The sequence below is a fragment of the Helicobacter pylori genome (genome assembly GCF_003636935.1).
Classification (GTDB): Bacteria; Campylobacterota; Campylobacteria; order Campylobacterales; family Helicobacteraceae; genus Helicobacter; species Helicobacter pylori_CH.
In genome coordinates this window covers 152,234-170,568 of sequence record NZ_MVVH01000002.1, presented here as the reverse complement: position 1 = coordinate 170,568, position 18,335 = coordinate 152,234, and the positions used below count along the sequence as shown (strand labels likewise).

The following is an 18,335-nucleotide window of genomic DNA, read 5'->3' as shown; positions in this document are numbered from 1 at the left end:
TTAGGTTTTTCCATGTTTAATTATGAAGAGCTGTTTCAAACTCACAAAACCCCTTTTTACCTCTATGATTTTGACAAAATCAAACAGGCTTTTTTAAGCTATAAAGAGGCGTTTAAGGGGCGTAAATCTTTGATTTGCTACGCTTTAAAGGCGAATTCCAATTTGAGTATCCTCTCTTTATTGGCGAATTTAGGGAGTGGGGCAGATTGCGTTTCCATAGGCGAGATATATAGGGCTTTAAAAGCTGGGATCAAGCCTTATAGGATCGTGTTTAGCGGGGTGGGTAAGAGCGCGTTTGAAATAGAGCAAGCCCTAAAACTCAACATTTTATTTTTGAATGTAGAAAGTTTTATGGAATTAACAACGATTGAAACAATCGCCCAGTCTTTAGGGATAAAGGCCAGGATTTCCATTAGAATCAACCCTAACATTGACGCTAAAACGCACCCCTATATTTCTACCGGTTTGAAAGAAAATAAGTTCGGCGTGGGAGAAAAAGAAGCTTTAGAAATGTTTCTTTGGGCTAAAAAAAGCGCGTTTTTAGAGCCTGTTAGCGTGCATTTTCATATCGGCTCACAGCTCTTAGATTTAGAGCCGATTATAGAAGCGAGCCAAAAGGTGGCCAAAATCGCTAAATCTTTGATAGCGCTAGGGATAGATTTGCGTTTTTTTGATGTGGGCGGAGGCATTGGCGTGAGCTATGAAAATGAAGAGACTATCAAGCTTTATGATTACGCGCAAGGGATTTTAAACACGCTTCAAGGCTTGGATTTGACGATTATTTGTGAGCCGGGCCGATCCATCGTGGCTGAGAGTGGGGAATTGATCACGCAGGTTTTGTATGAAAAAAAGGCTCAAAACAAGCGCTTTGTGATCGTGGATGCGGGCATGAATGATTTTTTACGCCCGAGTTTGTACCATGCTAAGCATGCCATAAGGGTTATAACGCCCTCTAAAGGGCGTAAGATCTCGCCTTGCGATGTGGTAGGGCCTGTGTGTGAGAGCAGCGACACTTTTTTAAAAGATGCCCATTTGCCAGAATTAGAGCCAGGCGATAAAATAGCGATTGAGAAGGTTGGGGCTTATGGCTCTAGCATGGCCAGTCAATACAATTCGCGCCCCAAACTCTTAGAATTAGCCCTAGAAGATCACAAAATCAGGGTGATAAGAAAAAGAGAGGCTTTAGAAGATTTATGGCGGTTAGAAGAAGAAGGCTTAAAAGGGGTTTGATCAGATGCAAAAGAATTTGGATGGTCTTTTAGAGAGTTTAAGGGCTGAAATTGATGCGTTGGATAATGGATTGAGCGATCTTTTAGACAAACGCTTAGAAGTGGCTTTAAAAATCGCTCTCATCAAGCAAGAAAGCCCCATTTATTGCCCAAAAAGAGAGCAAGAAATTTTAAAACGACTCAGCCAGAGGGATTTCAAGCATTTGAATGGAGAAATTCTTACGGGTTTTTATGCAGAGGTTTTTAAGATTTCTAGAAAATTTCAAGAAAACGCCCTAAAAAAATTAAAAAAATAAAAGAGAGTTGTTATGTTTGAAAAAATTACCCTAGCGCATAAGGACTTGTTTTCAAGGTTTTTACAAACTCAAAAAATCGTTTTATCGGATGTGAGTTTTACCAATTGCTTTTTATGGCAGCACGCAAGGCTCATTCAAGTGGCTGTGATTAGGGATTGCTTGGTGATTCAAACCACTTATGAAAATCAAAAACCCTTTTATTTCTATCCTATCGGCAAGAATGCGCATGAATGCGTGAAAGAGCTTTTGAATATAGAAAAAAATTTAAGATTCCACTCCCTGACTTTAGAGCAAAAAGACGATTTGAAAGACAATTTTGTAGGGGCGTTTGATTTCACTTACAACAGAGACAGGAGCGATTATGTTTATTCTATTGAAGAACTGATCGCGCTCAAAGGGAAAAAATACCATAAGAAAAAAAACCACTTAAACCAGTTTCTAACCAACTACGCCAATTTTGTTTATGAAAAGATTTCTCCTCAAAATAAAAAGGAAGTTCTAGAAGCCTTTCAAGAATGGTTTTTAGAAAGCCAGACCGATGATATAGGGTTAATTAACGAAAATAAGGGCATTCAAAGCGTGTTAGAAAATTATGAAAGCTTGGATGTGAAAGGGGGGTTGGTTAGGGTTAATGGAGAAATAGTCTCGTTTAGTTTTGGAGAAGTTTTAAACGAAGAGAGCGCACTCATTCACATTGAAAAAGCCCGCGCAGATATTGCAGGCGCGTATCAGATCATCAACCAGCAATTGCTTTTGAATGAATTTAGCCATTTAACTTACGCTAACAGAGAAGAAGATCTAGGATTAGAGGGCTTGAGAAGGTCTAAAATGAGCTATAACCCGGTTTTTTTGATAGACAAATACGAAGCGGTTGCTAGAAATTAAATGATTTTTGGGGATTTTAAATATCAAAAAAGCGTTAAAAAACTCACCGCCACTAATCTTAACGAGCTTAAAAACGCCTTGGATTTCATCTCTCAAAATAGGGGGGATGGGTATTTTGTGGGGTATCTTTTGTATGAAGCGCGTTTAGCGTTTTTAGATGAAAATTTTCAAAGCCAAACCCCTTTTTTGTATTTTGAACAATTTTTAGAAAGAAAAAAATATTCTTTAGAGCCTTTAAAAGAGCATGCGTTTTACCCTAAAATCCACAGCCCTTTAGATCAAGAAACTTATTTCAAGCAGTTTAAAGCCGTTAAAGAACATTTAAAAAACGGCGATACCTATCAAGTGAATCTCACGATGGATTTATTTTTAGACACTAAAGCCAAACTGAAGCGCGTTTTTTGCGAGGTAGCGCACAACCAAAACACGCCTTTTAAGGCTTTGATAGAAAATGAGTTTAGGAGTGTTTTAAGCTTTTCGCCGGAATTGTTTTTTGAATTAGAGTTTTTGGACACAGCGATTAAGATTATTACAAAACCCATGAAAGGCACGATCGCTCGCTCAAATAACCCCTTGATAGATGAAAAAAACCGATTGTTTTTGCAAAATGATGACAAAAACAGAAGCGAAAATGTGATGATTGTGGATTTATTGCGTAACGATTTGAGCCGTTTAGCCTTAAAAAACAGCGTGAAAGTCAATCAATTGTTTGAAATCATCAGCTTGCCTAGCGTGTATCAAATGATAAGCGAGATTGAAGCGAAATTGCCCCTAAAAACCAGCTTGTTTGAGATTTTTAAGGCGTTGTTCCCTTGCGGCTCTGTGACCGGATGCCCTAAAATCAAAACCATGCAAATCATTGAAAATTTAGAAAAACGCCCTAGGGGGGTGTATTGCGGGGCGATAGGCATGGTTGGAGAAAAAAAAGCCCTTTTTAGCGTGCCTATCCGCACTTTAGAAAAAAGAGCGCATGAAAATTTTTTGCATTTAGGGGTAGGGAGTGGGGTAACTTATCAAAGTAAAGCGTCAAAGGAATATGAAGAAAGCTTTTTAAAATCCTTTTTTGTGATGCCCAAAATAGAATTTGAGATTGTAGAGACGATGAAAATTATCAAAAAGGATCAAAAATTAGAGATTAAGAATAAAAACGCTCATAAAGAACGCTTAATGCATAGCGCCCAATACTTTAACTTTAAATACGATGACAATCTTTTAGACTTTGAATTGGAAAAAGAAGGGGTTTTAAGGGTTTTGCTCAATAAAAAGGGCAAGCTCATTAAAGAATACAAAAATTTAGAGCCTTTAAAAAGCCTAGAAATCCGTTTGAGTGAAGCCCCCATTGATAAACACAACGATTTTTTATACCATAAGACCACTTACGCCCCTTTTTATCAAAACGCTCGAGCGCTCATTAAAAAAGGCGTTATTTTTGATGAAATCTTTTATAACCAAAATTTAGAACTCACTGAGGGCGCTAGGAGCAATCTTGTTTTAGAAATCCATAACAAGCTTTTAACCCCTTATTTTAGCGCGGGCGCGTTGAGCGGGACGGGTGTTATGGGATTGTTAAAAAAGGGTCTTATTGAGCATGCTAGCTTAAAATTACAAGACTTGCAAAGAGCGGACAAAATTTATTGCATCAATGCTTTATATGGCTTAGTGGAAGTGAAAATGAAATAACCATAAAAAGTGAAAATGAAATAACCATAAAAAGTGAAAATGAAATAACCATAAAAACAGAGCGGCTAAAACCTCATTTTTTAAAAATAGGTTACCCAATGGAGCAAAAAAGTTAAAACTCGCCCACAATAATCATAATAATTAAAGTTTTCATATTCATTATAAATCCGTTTACACAATTATTTTATAAATTCAAGTAGAGGGTTTGTAGGAGCTCTCATCAAAAAACAAGGAACATAATATGAGACATGGAGATATTAGTAGCAGCCCCGATACTGTGGGCGTAGCGGTAGTTAATTATAAGATGCCTAGACTCCACACTAAAGAGCAAGTGTTGGAAAATTGTCGCAATATCGCTAAGGTGATTGGTGGGGTCAAACAGGGTCTGCCCGGGTTGGATCTGATTATTTTCCCCGAATACAGCACGCATGGGATTATGTATGACAGACAAGAAATGTTTGACACAGCTGCAAGCGTTCCTGGAGAAGAAACTGCAATCCTTGCTGAGGCTTGTAAGAAAAACAAGGTTTGGGGAGTGTTCTCTTTGACTGGGGAAAAACACGAGCAAGCTAAAAAGAATCCTTATAACACTTTGATTCTTGTCAATGATAAGGGAGAGATCGTGCAAAAATACCGCAAAATCTTGCCTTGGTGTCCTATTGAATGTTGGTATCCTGGGGATAAAACTTATGTGGTTGATGGGCCTAAGGGCTTGAAAGTTTCTTTGATCATTTGCGATGATGGCAACTACCCTGAAATTTGGCGCGATTGTGCGATGCGTGGGGCAGAACTCATTGTGCGCTGTCAAGGTTACATGTATCCGGCTAAGGAGCAGCAAATTGCGATAGTGAAAGCTATGGCGTGGGCTAATCAATGTTATGTAGCGGTAGCGAATGCGACCGGCTTTGATGGGGTGTATTCCTATTTTGGGCATTCTAGCATTATTGGTTTTGACGGGCATACTTTGGGCGAATGCGGGGAAGAAGAAAATGGTCTTCAATACGCCCAACTTTCCGTGCAACAAATCCGTGATGCGAGGAAATACGACCAAAGCCAAAATCAACTCTTCAAACTCTTACACAGAGGTTATAGTGGGGTTTTTGCTAGTGGCGATGGGGATAAGGGTGTGGCGGAATGCCCTTTTGAGTTCTATAAAACTTGGGTTAATGATCCCAAAAAAGCTCAAGAAAATGTAGAAAAATTCACCCGCCCAAGCGTGGGTGTGGCCGCTTGTCCTGTGGGCGATTTGCCCACAAAATAAAGGGCAAAAGGAGGGGGCTTTAGAGGCTTAAAAGCCATTTTGATACCTCTTTTAAGAACGCTTAAAAACCGCCAAAAGACTACAAATATTTCGTTAAAGACAAATTATTGATTTTATTCGTGGAAGCCAGAACAGCGTTATAGTTGTTAGTGAGATTGGAAAATTTATTATAAGTTTCTGCCATATCCGTGCCGGTTGTTTCCCCACGAATGCTTTGAACTTGTGTTTTTAAAACTTCATTACGCCTGATAATGTTTTCAAACGCCTTACCATGAGCGCCGTTTTTAGCGATCATTTTTTCTATGTGATCGCTCAAGTGGTCTATAAGGGTGATGCCGTTTTGAATGCCTAGATTACGCATGTCGCTAGAATAAGTATCCCCTAAAGCGTCCGGGCGATAAATCCCTTTTCTTACAGAAGTGATGGTATTTTCTAATTGATCAAAAAAATTCACGCTGGGCTTGTCAATAATGAGAGCGTTATTAGCGTTTAATTTAAGGCTTGGTTTGTCGCTGTGTAAGGCGTTTTGAGAAAAATCATTCGCGTCTTTATCAAAAAGCATGAACTGCATTTTGGTGTTTGAATGCATGTTGTCTTGGATAATAACTTTTCCCTCTTCATTCAAATTGACAGAAAGGTTGTCTTTAGCTTGTTTTAACAATCCAATAAAGCGCTCCTTGCTTTCTTTTGAAGTAGGGTTATCGCTGATTTGTTGGTAGATTGTAGGGTCAATGTTGCTGTAATTGAGCGCGATACTCATCGCATCCATAAGTTGCCTGTAAGTGACTTCATTGGGTTTAGAAGCTTGAATATCAGCGGTTGTGGGGTCATAAAGCGGGATTTTAACGCCATTAGGCAAACTCAAAAAAGCCCCATTATTATCCAAGTTCATTTGCGCTTCCAAAAATAAGCCATTCACATCGTTTAATTTCATGTTAAAAACGCTATTTTCTAAACTCCCCTTAGAGACTTCACTCAGTTTAGTGGAGCCATTAGCCGTGCCATTTTGAGCAATTTGAGCGACATTGCTTTCTAATTTTGCCCCTTCTTTATTGAAATAGGTTTTTTGGTATTCGCTCGCGTTATTCGTAGGAATGCCAGCCACTTCTAACCCTTTATCATCTAGGGTGCTTAAAGCCAAAGAAATGGGCGATTGGTTAGGCGCGTTATCAATGATCCTCAAACGCCCGTTTGTTGCAATTTCCACATCCACTTCATTGTTAAAGCGTTCTTTAATCGCGTCTTTCAAATCTTTAATCGTAGAATTTTTCACGTCTAAAAGAATGGGAATATCCAAATAAACAGGGAGGTTTGGGATTTTAATAGCGCCTGTATCGTCCAAACGGCTGGCATTGATTTTTAAAGTTTTCACGCTATCGCCAAAAATCTCGCTCAATTTAGTGTTTTTGTTGGCTAAAACATTGTCTTTAGTGACAAACACGCTAGGGATTTCAAGCACCTTGGGATTATACATGCTTTGTACCGCTTTAACTTGGCTCAAACTCCTATCCGTTACAAACGCGCTTTTGACGTATTCAGTAACCCTTTTACCGCTCGAACGCAAGGCGTCTAAATCATCAAAATCCCCATCGCTAGAAATCAAGTGGAAGTCTAAATTTTCACTGCCGGGCGTTAGGTTTTTGATCTCAATTTGCCCCCAATTATTCAAACTCACATCCACGACTTTATTTTGCGAAGTGTTCCCGTAAGCATGACCGATTTTATCCAACAAATCGCTCACTTTAGTCGCGCTTTGTTGGTTTTGATAGGCTTTAGAGAGCGCGAATTTTTCTTTAAAACTAGAGCCATCAGGCCTAACGCCTTGCAAATAAAAAAACTCTTTAGGGTCGTTGGTGGGGTCTTTATCGTTATCGCCAATGAGTTCTCGCAAGGTATCGCTGGGTTTAATAAAAACTTCTTCAGGCAATGAAGAACGCTCTAATGCGTCCATCACATCAGGGTGGAGCTTGTTTTGGTTGAGTAATTTAATGTTGGTGGTGATGAGTTTGTGCTTGTCTTTATCCGTGCCTAAAAATAAATCTTGCCCGCTGATATTATAAGGCACAAGGTTATCAGAGCTAATAAGCGCATTTAAATCTTCGCCATTGCCATGGTATTTTCCCTCGCTATCAATAGGGGGTCTATCCACTTTACTGCCCCCAAATAAAAATTCCCCCCCTATGGAGGTGTTAGCGACATTCATCATATGCTCTCTTAAGCGTTCTAAATCGTTAGCGATAGCGGCGCGAGAAGTTTCTGAATGCACATCGTTAGCGGATTGGATGAGTTTGGTTTTAAATGCCTCCATCGTTTTAGAAAATTCTTGCAAGGCTTTGTCGGTATTGAGCGTTGAAGTGTAAGCGTTTTGAGCCACATCAATGCCTTGATCTAAGGTGTTTTCTTCGTATTGGAATTTTAAATTCTGGTTGTTAATGTCGCTGTTTTGATAACCATAACGGATTTTTAGCCCTGAAGCGATCTGGGTGTTAGCGTCGTTGATTTTATTTTGTAAAGCGTTTTGATAGTGATTCATTTGGTTGTATTTTGAGCCAAAGGTAACGCGCATGATCAAATCCTTATTGGTTTTTTAACAAACAAGCGAAAAGTATTCCAAAACAAGTTAATAACAATTGCGAGTGGTTTGAGTGGGGCAATGCGGGGTAATAATGGCGGGTTAAATGGGGTGTTTTTGAGTAAAAAAAATCTTTTAATGTGAATTTAATCTAAATTTAAAGTTAAATTTTAGCAAATACTCACTATAATAAGCGTTTATTTTAAAAAGAGCGTTCAATTTTTAAGGAATAGAAATGTCATACGCAATATTCAAGCATGGCGGTAAGCAGTACAAAGTCGTTGAGGGCGATATTGTTTTACTGGACAAAATGGATAAAGAGCCTAAGGCTTTAGTGGAATTAGTGGAAGTGTTAGCCGTATCCAAAGAGGGCAAGCTCTCTTGCGGGAAACCCTTTGTGAATGGGGCTAAAATTGAAGCGGAAGTGATCAATGAAGGGCGTGGCAAAAAAGTCATCACTTTCAAAAAACGCCGCCGAAAAGACAGCAAAACCAAGCGTGGTTTTAGAAGAGATTTCACTCGTGTGAGAATCACTAAAATTGTAGCCTAAAGGAGTATTAAACAATGGCACACAAGAAAGGTCAAGGGAGCACGCAGAACAACAGAGATTCTGCAGGAAGACGCTTAGGCGTGAAAAAATTTGGCTCAGAATTTGTGAGAGCAGGGAATATTATCGTGCGCCAAAGAGGCACTAAAATGCATCCTGGTAATAATGTGGGCATGGGGAAAGACCATACCTTATACGCGCTCATAGATGGCGTTGTGAAGTTTGAACATAAAGACAGAAACCGCAAAAAAGTTTCTGTGGTTAGTCAAAATTTTGGGGAATAGGGTAACCTTTAAAGACCAATTAAACCTTTGGGTGTTTGTTAAACGCCTATAAACGCAATAAAATATTTATAATTTAGATCTCTATCCTTTATAGAATTTGTTGTGGAGACTGGCTTATGAATAATGTTTTTGTTAAGGGTTTGTTTTTTTTTCTTTTGTTGTTTGGGTTCTTTTTGAAAGCCTCAGAAAGCCCAAACGCTACTCTTAATCCATCTAAAGAAAATGTTTCTGTTGAAGAGCAAAAGCGTTTTGGAGGTGTTTTAGTTTTTGCTAGAGGCGCTGATGGCTCAAGCATGGATCCGGCCTTAGTGACTGATGGCGAAAGCTATGTGGCAACGGGCAATATTTATGACACGCTCGTGCAATTCAAATACGGCACCACAGAAATTGAACCCGCCTTAGCGACAAGTTGGGAAATATCCCCAGATGGTCTTGTATATACCTTTCATTTACGCAAAGGGGTTTATTTCCACCAGACGAAGTATTGGAATAAAAAAGTAGAGTTTAGCGCTAAAGACGTGCTGTTTTCGTTTGAGCGCCAGATGGATAAGGCTAAACGATACTACAGCCCGGGGGCTAAAAGCTATAAGTATTGGGAAGGCATGGGCATGTCTCATATTATTAAGAGCATTGAAGCTTTAGATGATTACACGATCAAATTCACGCTTAATGGGCCAGAAGCGCCGTTTTTAGCCAATTTGGGCATGGACTTTTTGAGCATTTTGAGTAAAGATTACGCTGATTATTTAGAACAAAATAATAAAAAAGACGAGTTAGCCAAAAAACCTGTTGGGACAGGGCCTTTCAAATTCTTTTTATGGAATAAAGATGAAAAAATCATCCTTTTAAAAAATCAAGATTATTGGGGGCCTAAAGCTTATTTGGATAAGGTGGTGGTGCGCACCATTCCTAATTCTTCCACTCGCGCTTTGGCACTGCGGACCGGCGAAATCATGCTCATGACCGGGCCTAATCTCAATGAAGTGGAGCAGTTAGAAAAACTTCCTAATGTCGTGGTGGATAAAAGCCCTGGACTAATCGCCAACTGGCTTTCATTGAACACGCAAAAAAAGTATTTTAACAACCCTTTGGTGCGTTTGGCTATCAACCATGCGATCAATGTGGATGATTATATTAAGGTGATTTATGAAGGTTTTGCCCAAAAAATGGTCAATCCTTTCCCGCCCACCATATGGGGTTATAACTATAATATCAAACCTTATAAATACGATTTGAAAAAGGCTAAAGAGTTACTGAAACAAGCGGGGTATCCTAACGGCTTTAAAACCACCATTTTTACCACTTCCACTCGTAACCCAAAGGGAGCGGTGTTCATACAAGCGAGCCTGGCTAAAATTGGCATTGATGTGAAAATTGAAGTGTATGAATGGGGGGCTTATTTGAAAAGAACGGGATTAGGAGAGCATGAAATGGCGTTTTCAGGCTGGATGGCAGACATTGCGGATCCGGATAATTTCTTATACACCTTATGGAGCAAGCAAGCCGCTTCAGCCATACCCACTCAAAATGGTTCTTTTTATAAGAGCGACGCCTTTTCCGATCTTCTTGTAAAGGCTAAACGGGTTTCGGATCAAAAGGAGAGGGAAGCCCTTTATTTAAAGGCTCAAGAAATCATCCATAAAGATGCGCCCTATGTGCCTTTAGCTTATCCTTATTCGGTGGTGCCGCATTTGTCTAAAGTCAAAGGCTATAAAACGACCGGAGTGAGCGTGAATCGCTTCTTTAAAGTGTATTTAGAAAAATAAAAGGGGTTGCATGCTGAGTTTTATCATCAAGCGTATTTTGTGGGCGATCCCCACGCTGTTTGGGGTGAGTATCATTGTGTTTATGATGGTGCATTTAGTGCCAGGAGATCCGGCGTTAGTGATTTTAGGCGAAAAGGCCAATCAAGCCGCTATTGACGCTTTAAGGGAGCAATTTGGCTTGAATAAGCCCTTGATAGAGCAGTATTTTTTCTTTATCAATAATGTGTTGCACGGCAATTTTGGCGCTTCTATCATGACTGGTGAGCCTGTGATGCATGAATTTTTGCAACGATTCCCGGCTACGGTGGAATTAGCTTTGATCGCTCTATTTATGGCTCTTGTTTTGGGTATTAGCGTGGGCGTGTTAGCCGCGATCAAACGCTATAGCGTGTTTGATTATTCCAGCATGACTTTCGCTTTAGCCGGGATTTCTATGCCGGTGTTTTGGCTAGGGCTTATGCTGATTTATATCTTCAGCGTGCAATTGGGGTGGTTGCCTGTTTTTGGGCGTTTGAGCGATGTGTATTATTTAGATGGCCCTACAGGTTTTTATTTGATAGACAGCTTGATCGCAAGGGATTATGGGGCGTTTGTGGATACGATCAAGCACTTGATTTTGCCTAGCATTGTGTTAGCCACGGTTTCTACTGCTGTTATTGCCAGAATGACTCGCGCGAGCATGGCAGAAGTGTCTAAAGAAGATTACGTGCGCACCGCTAAAGCTAAGGGGTGTAGCTCCTTTAGGGTGATTTTTGTGCACACTTTGCGTAACGCTTTAATCCCTGTAACGACTATCGCAGGCTTGATGTTGGCCGGGCTTTTAGGGGGGAGCATGATAACTGAAACGGTTTTCTCATGGCCTGGGATTGGCAAGTGGATCGTTAATGCGCTCAACCAGCGCGATTTCCCAATTATCCAGTCCATGTCTTTGATCATCGCCATGATGTATATTGGGGCTAATCTCTTGGTGGATATTTTATACGCTTTTATTGATCCTAGAATAAGGTTGTCATAATGGAGTCTTTTAGAGAGTTTATCCAACAATTCAAAAAAAATAAGGCGGCGGTAGTTGGGGCTTGGATTGTGCTTTTATTGGTAATTTGCGCGATTTTTGCGCCCCTTTTAGCCCCGCATGATCCTTATGTCCAAAACGCACAAGATCGCCTTTTAAAACCTATATGGGAGCATGGGGGGAATGCTAAATACCTTTTAGGCACCGATGATTTGGGGCGCGATATTTTGAGCCGCTTGGTTTATGGGGCTAGGATTTCTTTAACCATAGGGATTGTTTCTATGGGGATTGCAGTCTTTTTTGGCACGATATTAGGGCTAATAGCGGGGTATTTTGGGGGGAAAACAGATGCGATTATCATGCGTATCATGGACATTATGTTCGCTTTACCCTCTATTTTATTGATCGTGATTGTGGTCGCTGTGTTAGGGCCTTCGCTCACTAACGCCATGCTCGCTATTGGGTTTGTAGGCATTCCTGGGTTTGCACGATTGGTGCGCAGCTCTGTGCTAGGCGAAAAAGAAAAAGAATACGTGATCGCTTCTAAAATCAATGGCTCTTCGCATCTTCGTTTGATGTGTAAGGTGATTTTCCCTAATTGCATCATCCCTTTGATCGTGCAAACGACAATGGGTTTTGCTTCCACGGTTTTAGAAGCGGCCGCGCTGAGCTTCTTAGGTCTTGGGGCCCAACCTCCCAAACCTGAATGGGGAGCGATGCTGATGAACTCCATGCAATATATCGCTACCGCTCCTTGGATGCTCGTTTTCCCTGGGGTGATGATTTTTTTAACGGTCATGAGTTTTAATTTAGTAGGCGATGGCATCATGGACGCTTTAGATCCTAAACGGGTCTCTTAAAAGGAGCTTGCATGATTTTAGAAGTTAAAGATTTAAAAACTTATTTTTTCACCGATAAGGGCGTGAATAAAGCAGTAGATGGCGTGAGTTTTGGCTTGAAAAAGTCTCAAACGCTTTGCATTGTAGGGGAGAGCGGGAGCGGAAAAAGCATCACTTCGCTTTCTATTTTAGGGTTGATTGAAAAACCGGGTCAAATTGTGGGAGGGAGCATTCAATTTTTAGGGCAGGATTTGTTGCAGCTCAAAGAAAAGCAAATGCAAAAAGAAATCAGGGGTAAAAAAATTGGCATGATCTTTCAAGAGCCTATGACAAGCTTAAACCCTTCCTACACGGTGGGGTTTCAAATCAATGAAGTGCTGAAAATCCACCACCCTAACCTTAATAAAAAAGAACGCTTAGAAAGGGTGGTCTATGAGTTAGAGCGTGTGGGCATCCCCCATGCAGGGGATAAATACCACGAATACCCTTTCAATCTCAGCGGGGGGCAACGCCAAAGGGTGATGATCGCTATGGCTATGGTGTGTGAGCCTGAAATCTTGATCGCTGATGAGCCTACGACAGCGTTAGATGTAACCATTCAAGCGCAGATTTTGGAATTGATGAAAGAGTTGCAACAAAAAAAAGGCACTTCTATTTTGTTTATCACCCATGATTTAGGCGTGGTGGCGCAAATCGCTGATGAAGTGGTGGTGATGTATAAAGGGCATGTGGTGGAGCAAGCGAGCGCGAAAGAGCTTTTTGCTGATCCAAGACACCCTTATACCAAAGCTCTTTTGAGTGCGATCCCTAAACCGGGCAAAGAATACCGCAAAAAACGCTTAGAAACCGTGGATGAAAATACAGATTATTTGAGTTTTCCAAAGGAGTTGCGATGAAGCTCTTAGAAATTAAAGAATTGAAAAAATCTTATGCGATAGACAGGGGGTTATTCAAACCCAAGAGGATCATCCATGCACTCAATGGGATCAGTTTTGAGGTGGAACAAAATGAAGTTTTAAGCATTGTGGGGGAGAGCGGTTGCGGGAAAAGCACGACAGCCAAAATTTTAGCTGGGATTGAAAGGCAAGATAGCGGGGCGATTTATTTCAATGGCAAGCGCCATTTGCATTTTAGCAAACAGGATTGGTTTGATTACCGCAAAAAGGTGCAAATGATTTTTCAAGACCCTTATTCTAGCCTGAACCCTCGCTGGAAAGTGGGCGAGATCATCGCTGAACCCTTGCTTTTAAATTCTCATTTTTCAAAAAAAGAAATCAAAGCAAAAGTGCTAGAGATCATGCAAAAAGTGGGCTTGAAATTAGAATGGATCGATCGTTACCCTCACCAATTTTCAGGCGGTCAAAGGCAACGGATTGGCATTGCTAGGGCACTCATTTTGCACCCTAGCGTGGTGATTTGCGATGAGCCTGTGTCTGCGTTAGACGTGTCCATTCAAGCGCAAGTGTTGAATTTGCTCTTGGATTTGCAAAAAGAAATGGGGCTGACTTATATTTTTATCAGCCATGATTTGGGGGTGGTGGAGCATATAAGCGATAAAATCATCGTAATGAATCAAGGGCAAATCGTAGAAACGGGGGATGTGGATAGCGTGATAAGCGCTCCAAAGCACCCTTATACGCAAAAATTACTCAATGCGGTGCCGCATTTGGAAAAATCCATGCAAAGATTTGCCAAATAAAAGAAAGGATATTTAAGCCGTGTTTGTAGATAGCGTGGAAATCATCATCGCTTCAGGTAAGGGGGGGCCTGGAATGGTGAGTTTTAGGCGAGAAAAGTTTGTCATCAAAGGAGGCCCTGACGGGGGCGATGGAGGCGATGGAGGCGATGTGTATTTTGAAGTGGATAACAATACCGACACTCTAGCGAGTTTTAGAGGCACCAAACACCATAAGGCTAAAAACGGGGCTCCAGGAGGCACACGAAATTGCGCGGGCAAAAAGGGCGAAGACAAGATCATTGTTGTGCCACCAGGAACGCAAGTTTTTGTAGGTGATAAGTTGTGGCTTGATTTAGTGGAACCTAAAGAAAGGGTGTTAGCCTTAAAAGGAGGCAAGGGGGGGTTAGGGAATGCGCATTTTAAAAGCGCGACTAAACAGCAACCCACTTACGCGCAAAAAGGCTTAGAGGGGGTTGAAAAATGCGTGCGTTTGGAATTAAAGCTCATTGCTGATATAGGGTTGGTGGGCTTCCCTAATGCGGGTAAATCCACGCTCATTTCCACCATCTCTAACGCTAAGCCTAAAATCGCTAATTATGAATTTACGACTCTAGTGCCTAATTTAGGGGTTGTGAGCGTGGATGAAAAAAGCGGATTTCTAATGGCGGATATTCCTGGAATTATTGAAGGGGCTAGTCAAGGAAAAGGCTTAGGGATTAGCTTTTTAAAGCATATTGAACGCACCAAAGTTTTAGCTTTTGTTTTAGACGCTTCCAGGTTGGATTTGGGTATTAAAGAGCAATACCAACGCTTGAGGTTGGAGTTGGAAAAATTTTCACCCGCTTTGGCCAATAAGCCTTTTGGGGTGTTGCTCAATAAATGCGATGTTGTAGAAGGTATTGATAGCATGACGAAGGATTTTTGCGCCTTTTTAAACTTAGAAGCACAAAAATTAGAGGCGTTTGATTTAGAGCCGTATTTAGGGTTTTTGCACCCCAATTTAACCAGCGATTTTGAAAAACACCCTAATGAAAAATCCGCGCTCTTTGTTTTACCCCTTTCAGCGGTTAGCGCTCTTAATACGCATGCGCTTAAATTTGTGTTGTTAAAAGCGTTACCCTAAAAACGCTATTTTTAAACCAATCCATTAAAATAAAGGTGAGAGATGAAAAGATTTGTTTTATCCTTATTGCTCATTTGCGTTCAAGCTTACGCCAAGCAGGATTACTTTTTTAGGGATTTTAAATCTAGAGATTTGCCCCAAAAACTCCATCTTGATAAAAAGCTCTCCCAAACAATACAGCCATGCGCGCAACTTAACGCGTCAAAACACTACACTTCTACCGGGGTTAGAGAGCCTGATGCCTGCACAAAGAGTTTTAAAAAATCCGCCACCATGTCCTATGACTTAGCGCTAGGCTATTTAGTGAGCCAAAACAAACAATACGGCTTAAAAGCTATAGAAATTTTAAACGCTTGGGCTAAAGAGCTTCAAAGCGTGGATACTTATCAGAGCGAGGATAATATCAATTTCTACATGCCTTATATGAATATGGCTTATTGGTTTGTCAAAAAGGCGTTTCCTAGCCCAGAATATGAAGATTTTGTCAAGCGGATGCGCCAGTATTCTCAATCCGCTCTTAACACTAACCATGGGGCGTGGGGCATTCTCTTTGACGTGAGCTCTGCACTAGCGTTAGATGATCATGCCCTTTTGCACAATAGCGCTAATCGGTGGCAGGATTGGATATTTAAAGCCATAGATGAGAATGGGGTTATTGCTAGCGCGATCACTAGGAGCGATACGAGCGATTATCATGGGGGCCCTACGAAAGGCATTAAAGGGATAGCTTATACCAATTTCGCGCTTCTTGCACTAACCATATCAGGCGAATTGCTTTTTGAGAACGGGTATGATTTGTGGGGTAGTGAGGCCGGAAAAAGGCTCTCTGTAGCGTATAACAAAGCCGCAACATGGATTTTAAACCCTGAAACTTTCCCTTATTTCCAGCCTAACCTTATCGGGGTGCATAACAACGCCTATTTTATTATTTTAGCTAAATACTATTCTAGCCCTAGTGCAAATGAGCTTTTAAGACAAGGCGATTTGCATGAAGATGGTTTCAGGCTCAAACTCCGATCGCTGTGAATCTTTTAAAGTTCAAGCTAACTTGAGTGGGTTTTTTAAATCTTCTTAAGTTATTGGCACCAGTTTTTCTTACTTCGTGTTTTTAACTTCTCTATGAATGGTTAGGAGTGTTTGGTCCAGTCGGCATTATTTACAAAAAGAGTTTAAAATAAACGCAATTGTATCTCTAGGCTGTATTTAGAGTGCAAATGATTATCAAAATGAATTATTTTAGCTGTAAGCATGCTTGTTTACACTAAAATAATAAGCGTTATTGATAAGACCACATTAAAGGATAATGAATGAAAAAAATGGTTTTGGTATCGGTTTTACTAGCAGGGTTTTTACAAGCGGTGAATTTGGATTTATCTTCAGCTAAAACGACATGGACAGCCTTTAAAACTAAGGCTAAAACACCAGTAAGTGGGAGTTTTGAAAGCATCACTTATAAACTGGGTAAATCTCAAGATAGTTTAAAAACCCTTTTAGAAGGGGCGAGTGCGAGCATGGATAGCTTGAAAGTCAATTTAGGCGATGACACTAAAAACAAAAATGTTAAAGAAGCTTTTTTCGCTCTTTTTAAAAACACTAACATTAAAGTAACCTTTAGAAATGTGATAGAAGGCGATCATGCAGGTTCTCTCACGGCTTATGTGAGGATGAATGAAAAGCTGGTGAAAGTGCCTATGCAATACACGATTGCTGAGGATAAGCTCGTGGTTAAAGGGGTCTTGGATCTATTGAATTTTGGCTTGAAAAACGAGTTAGCGAGCTTGGCTAAACGATGCGAGAGTTTTCATGAGGGCTTGACTTGGTCGCAAGTGGAGATCCAATTTGAAAGCATGATTAAGGGATAATTTAAATCATGGAGTTGTTGCACAGTATTAATGATTTTAATGAAGCTAAGCAAGTGATCGCTGGGGGGGTCAATTCGCCCGTAAGAGCGTTTAAGAGCGTTAAAGGCACTCCGCCTTTTATCTTAAAGGGTAAGGGAGCGTATCTTTATGATGTGGATAACAATCATTATATAGATTTTGTGCAAAGCTGGGGGCCTTTGATTTTTGGGCATGCGGATGAAGAAATTGAAGAAAATATTATTAATGTATTAAAAAAAGGCACTTCTTTTGGCGCTCCCACGGAGTTAGAAACCACTTTAGCTAAGGAAATCATTTCTTGTTATGAAGGCTTAGATAAGGTGCGTTTAGTGAATAGCGGCACAGAAGCGACCATGAGCGCAATACGACTCGCTAGAGCTTATAGCCAAAAAGACGATTTGATCAAGTTTGAAGGGTGCTATCATGGGCATAGCGACTCTTTATTAGTGAAAGCGGGTAGCGGGTGCGCTACTTTTGGATCGCCTTCTTCTTTGGGCGTGCCAAACGATTTTAGCCAACACACTCTAGTGGCCCGTTATAACGATCTAAACTCCACAGAAGAATGCTTCAAAAAAGGCGATGTGGGTTGCGTCATCATTGAACCCATTGCCGGGAACATGGGGTTAGTGCCGGCTCAAAAAGAGTTTTTATTGGGCTTAAAGGCCTTGTGTGAAAAATACCAAGCGGTGCTGATCTTAGATGAAGTGATGAGCGGGTTTAGAGCGAGTTTGAGCGGTTCGCAAGAATTTTATGGCGTGGTGCCGGATTTGGTAACCTTTGGTAAGGTGATAGGTGCAGGGCTTCCTTTGGCGTGTTTTGGGGGGCGTGCGGAAATTATGGACTTGCTTTCGCCTATTGGAGGCGTGTATCAAGCCGGCACATTAAGCGGTAACCCTTTGGCGGTGTGTGCAGGGTTGAGTGCATTGTATAAAATTAAAAGAGACAAAACCCTTTATGCTCGCTTAAACGCTTTAGCCGTTCGTTTGACTCAAGGTTTAAAAAAGAGTGCTCAAAGCTATAACATCGCTTTAGAGACGCTCAACAGAGGGAGCATGTTTGGCTTTTTCTTTAACGAAAATGCGGTGCACGATTTTGATGACGCTTTAAAAAGCGATACGGAAATGTTTGCAAAATTCCACCAAAAAATGCTCTTTAAGGGCGTGTATTTGGCGTGTTCAAGCTTTGAAACCGGCTTTATTTGTGAGCCTATGACTGAAGAGATGATTGATTTTACGATCGCAAAGGCCGATGAAAGTTTTGATGAAATCATAAAGGGTGTGTGA

Annotated in this window: 17 protein-coding genes; 16 read left to right on the top strand and 1 reads right to left on the bottom strand. The window is 40.8% G+C overall.

Annotation, left to right across the window (positions count from 1 at the left end; translation table 11 throughout):
• Window positions 1-12 precede the first annotated feature (12 nt).
• From lysA to EAL87_RS02375, 5 genes are all read left to right on the top strand, one after another.
• Window positions 13-1,230, top strand: a complete 1,218-nt coding sequence (lysA, locus tag EAL87_RS02395) for a diaminopimelate decarboxylase (protein WP_120912820.1) — start codon at window positions 13-15, stop codon at window positions 1,228-1,230.
• Window positions 1,231-1,234: 4 nt separating this feature from the next.
• Complete coding sequence (locus EAL87_RS02390; protein ID WP_120912819.1) at window positions 1,235-1,525, top strand: chorismate mutase; 291 nt, start codon at window positions 1,235-1,237, stop codon at window positions 1,523-1,525.
• Window positions 1,526-1,537: 12 nt separating this feature from the next.
• On the top strand, window positions 1,538-2,410 hold the full coding sequence (locus EAL87_RS02385) for a DUF2156 domain-containing protein (RefSeq protein WP_120912818.1): 873 nt from the start codon (window positions 1,538-1,540) through the stop codon (window positions 2,408-2,410).
• Window positions 2,411-4,090 (top strand): bifunctional chorismate-binding protein/class IV aminotransferase, encoded by a 1,680-nt coding sequence (locus EAL87_RS02380; protein ID WP_120912817.1) that lies wholly within the window; start codon window positions 2,411-2,413, stop codon window positions 4,088-4,090. It begins immediately after the preceding gene.
• Window positions 4,091-4,331: 241 nt separating this feature from the next.
• On the top strand, window positions 4,332-5,351 hold the full coding sequence (locus EAL87_RS02375; RefSeq protein ID WP_001215714.1) for an aliphatic amidase: 1,020 nt from the start codon (window positions 4,332-4,334) through the stop codon (window positions 5,349-5,351).
• A gap of 79 nt (window positions 5,352-5,430) precedes the next feature.
• Here the strand turns inward: EAL87_RS02375 and flgL are convergent, their stop codons facing one another.
• Complete coding sequence (gene flgL / locus EAL87_RS02370) at window positions 5,431-7,917, bottom strand: flagellar hook-associated protein FlgL (protein WP_120912816.1); 2,487 nt, start codon at window positions 7,915-7,917, stop codon at window positions 5,431-5,433.
• 241 nt (window positions 7,918-8,158) lie between these two features.
• Between flgL and rplU the strand changes: the two genes are divergently transcribed.
• The 11 genes from rplU to hemL all read left to right on the top strand — a co-directional run bounded on the left by rplU (window position 8,159) and on the right by hemL (window position 18,335).
• A complete protein-coding gene (rplU, locus tag EAL87_RS02365) occupies window positions 8,159-8,473 on the top strand; it encodes a 50S ribosomal protein L21 (protein ID WP_000119318.1) in 315 nt (104 codons plus the stop codon).
• A gap of 14 nt (window positions 8,474-8,487) precedes the next feature.
• The gene (gene rpmA / locus EAL87_RS02360; RefSeq protein WP_000940618.1) at window positions 8,488-8,754 is read left to right on the top strand and encodes a 50S ribosomal protein L27; all 267 of its coding nucleotides are present in this window, start codon (window positions 8,488-8,490) and stop codon (window positions 8,752-8,754) included.
• A 116-nt stretch (window positions 8,755-8,870) separates the two neighbouring features.
• Window positions 8,871-10,520, top strand: a complete 1,650-nt coding sequence (locus tag EAL87_RS02355; RefSeq protein WP_120912815.1) for an ABC transporter substrate-binding protein — start codon at window positions 8,871-8,873, stop codon at window positions 10,518-10,520.
• 10 nt (window positions 10,521-10,530) lie between these two features.
• On the top strand, window positions 10,531-11,535 hold the full coding sequence (locus EAL87_RS02350; RefSeq protein WP_000947972.1) for an ABC transporter permease: 1,005 nt from the start codon (window positions 10,531-10,533) through the stop codon (window positions 11,533-11,535).
• On the top strand, window positions 11,535-12,392 hold the full coding sequence (locus EAL87_RS02345; RefSeq protein ID WP_120912814.1) for an ABC transporter permease: 858 nt from the start codon (window positions 11,535-11,537) through the stop codon (window positions 12,390-12,392). Before EAL87_RS02350 ends, EAL87_RS02345 begins: the two co-directional genes overlap by 1 nt.
• An 11-nt stretch (window positions 12,393-12,403) precedes the next feature.
• Window positions 12,404-13,267, top strand: coding sequence for an ABC transporter ATP-binding protein (locus EAL87_RS02340; RefSeq protein WP_000599883.1), 864 nt, complete (start codon window positions 12,404-12,406; stop codon window positions 13,265-13,267).
• The gene (locus EAL87_RS02335) at window positions 13,264-14,070 is read left to right on the top strand and encodes an ABC transporter ATP-binding protein (RefSeq protein WP_033589942.1); all 807 of its coding nucleotides are present in this window, start codon (window positions 13,264-13,266) and stop codon (window positions 14,068-14,070) included. The genes EAL87_RS02340 and EAL87_RS02335 overlap by 4 nt, the downstream gene beginning before the upstream one ends.
• A gap of 19 nt (window positions 14,071-14,089) precedes the next feature.
• Entirely contained in the window at window positions 14,090-15,172 is a 1,083-nt protein-coding gene (obgE, locus tag EAL87_RS02330) for a GTPase ObgE (protein WP_120912813.1), read from the top strand.
• A 42-nt stretch (window positions 15,173-15,214) separates the two neighbouring features.
• Window positions 15,215-16,198 (top strand): alginate lyase family protein, encoded by a 984-nt coding sequence (locus tag EAL87_RS02325; RefSeq protein ID WP_120912812.1) that lies wholly within the window; start codon window positions 15,215-15,217, stop codon window positions 16,196-16,198.
• Between the two features lie 281 nt (window positions 16,199-16,479).
• On the top strand, window positions 16,480-17,034 hold the full coding sequence (locus tag EAL87_RS02320; protein WP_000738982.1) for a YceI family protein: 555 nt from the start codon (window positions 16,480-16,482) through the stop codon (window positions 17,032-17,034).
• An 8-nt stretch (window positions 17,035-17,042) separates the two neighbouring features.
• Window positions 17,043-18,335 carry a glutamate-1-semialdehyde 2,1-aminomutase gene (gene hemL, locus EAL87_RS02315; RefSeq protein ID WP_120912811.1) on the top strand — a complete coding sequence of 431 codons (1,293 nt, stop codon included), beginning with the start codon at window positions 17,043-17,045 and terminating at the stop codon, window positions 18,333-18,335.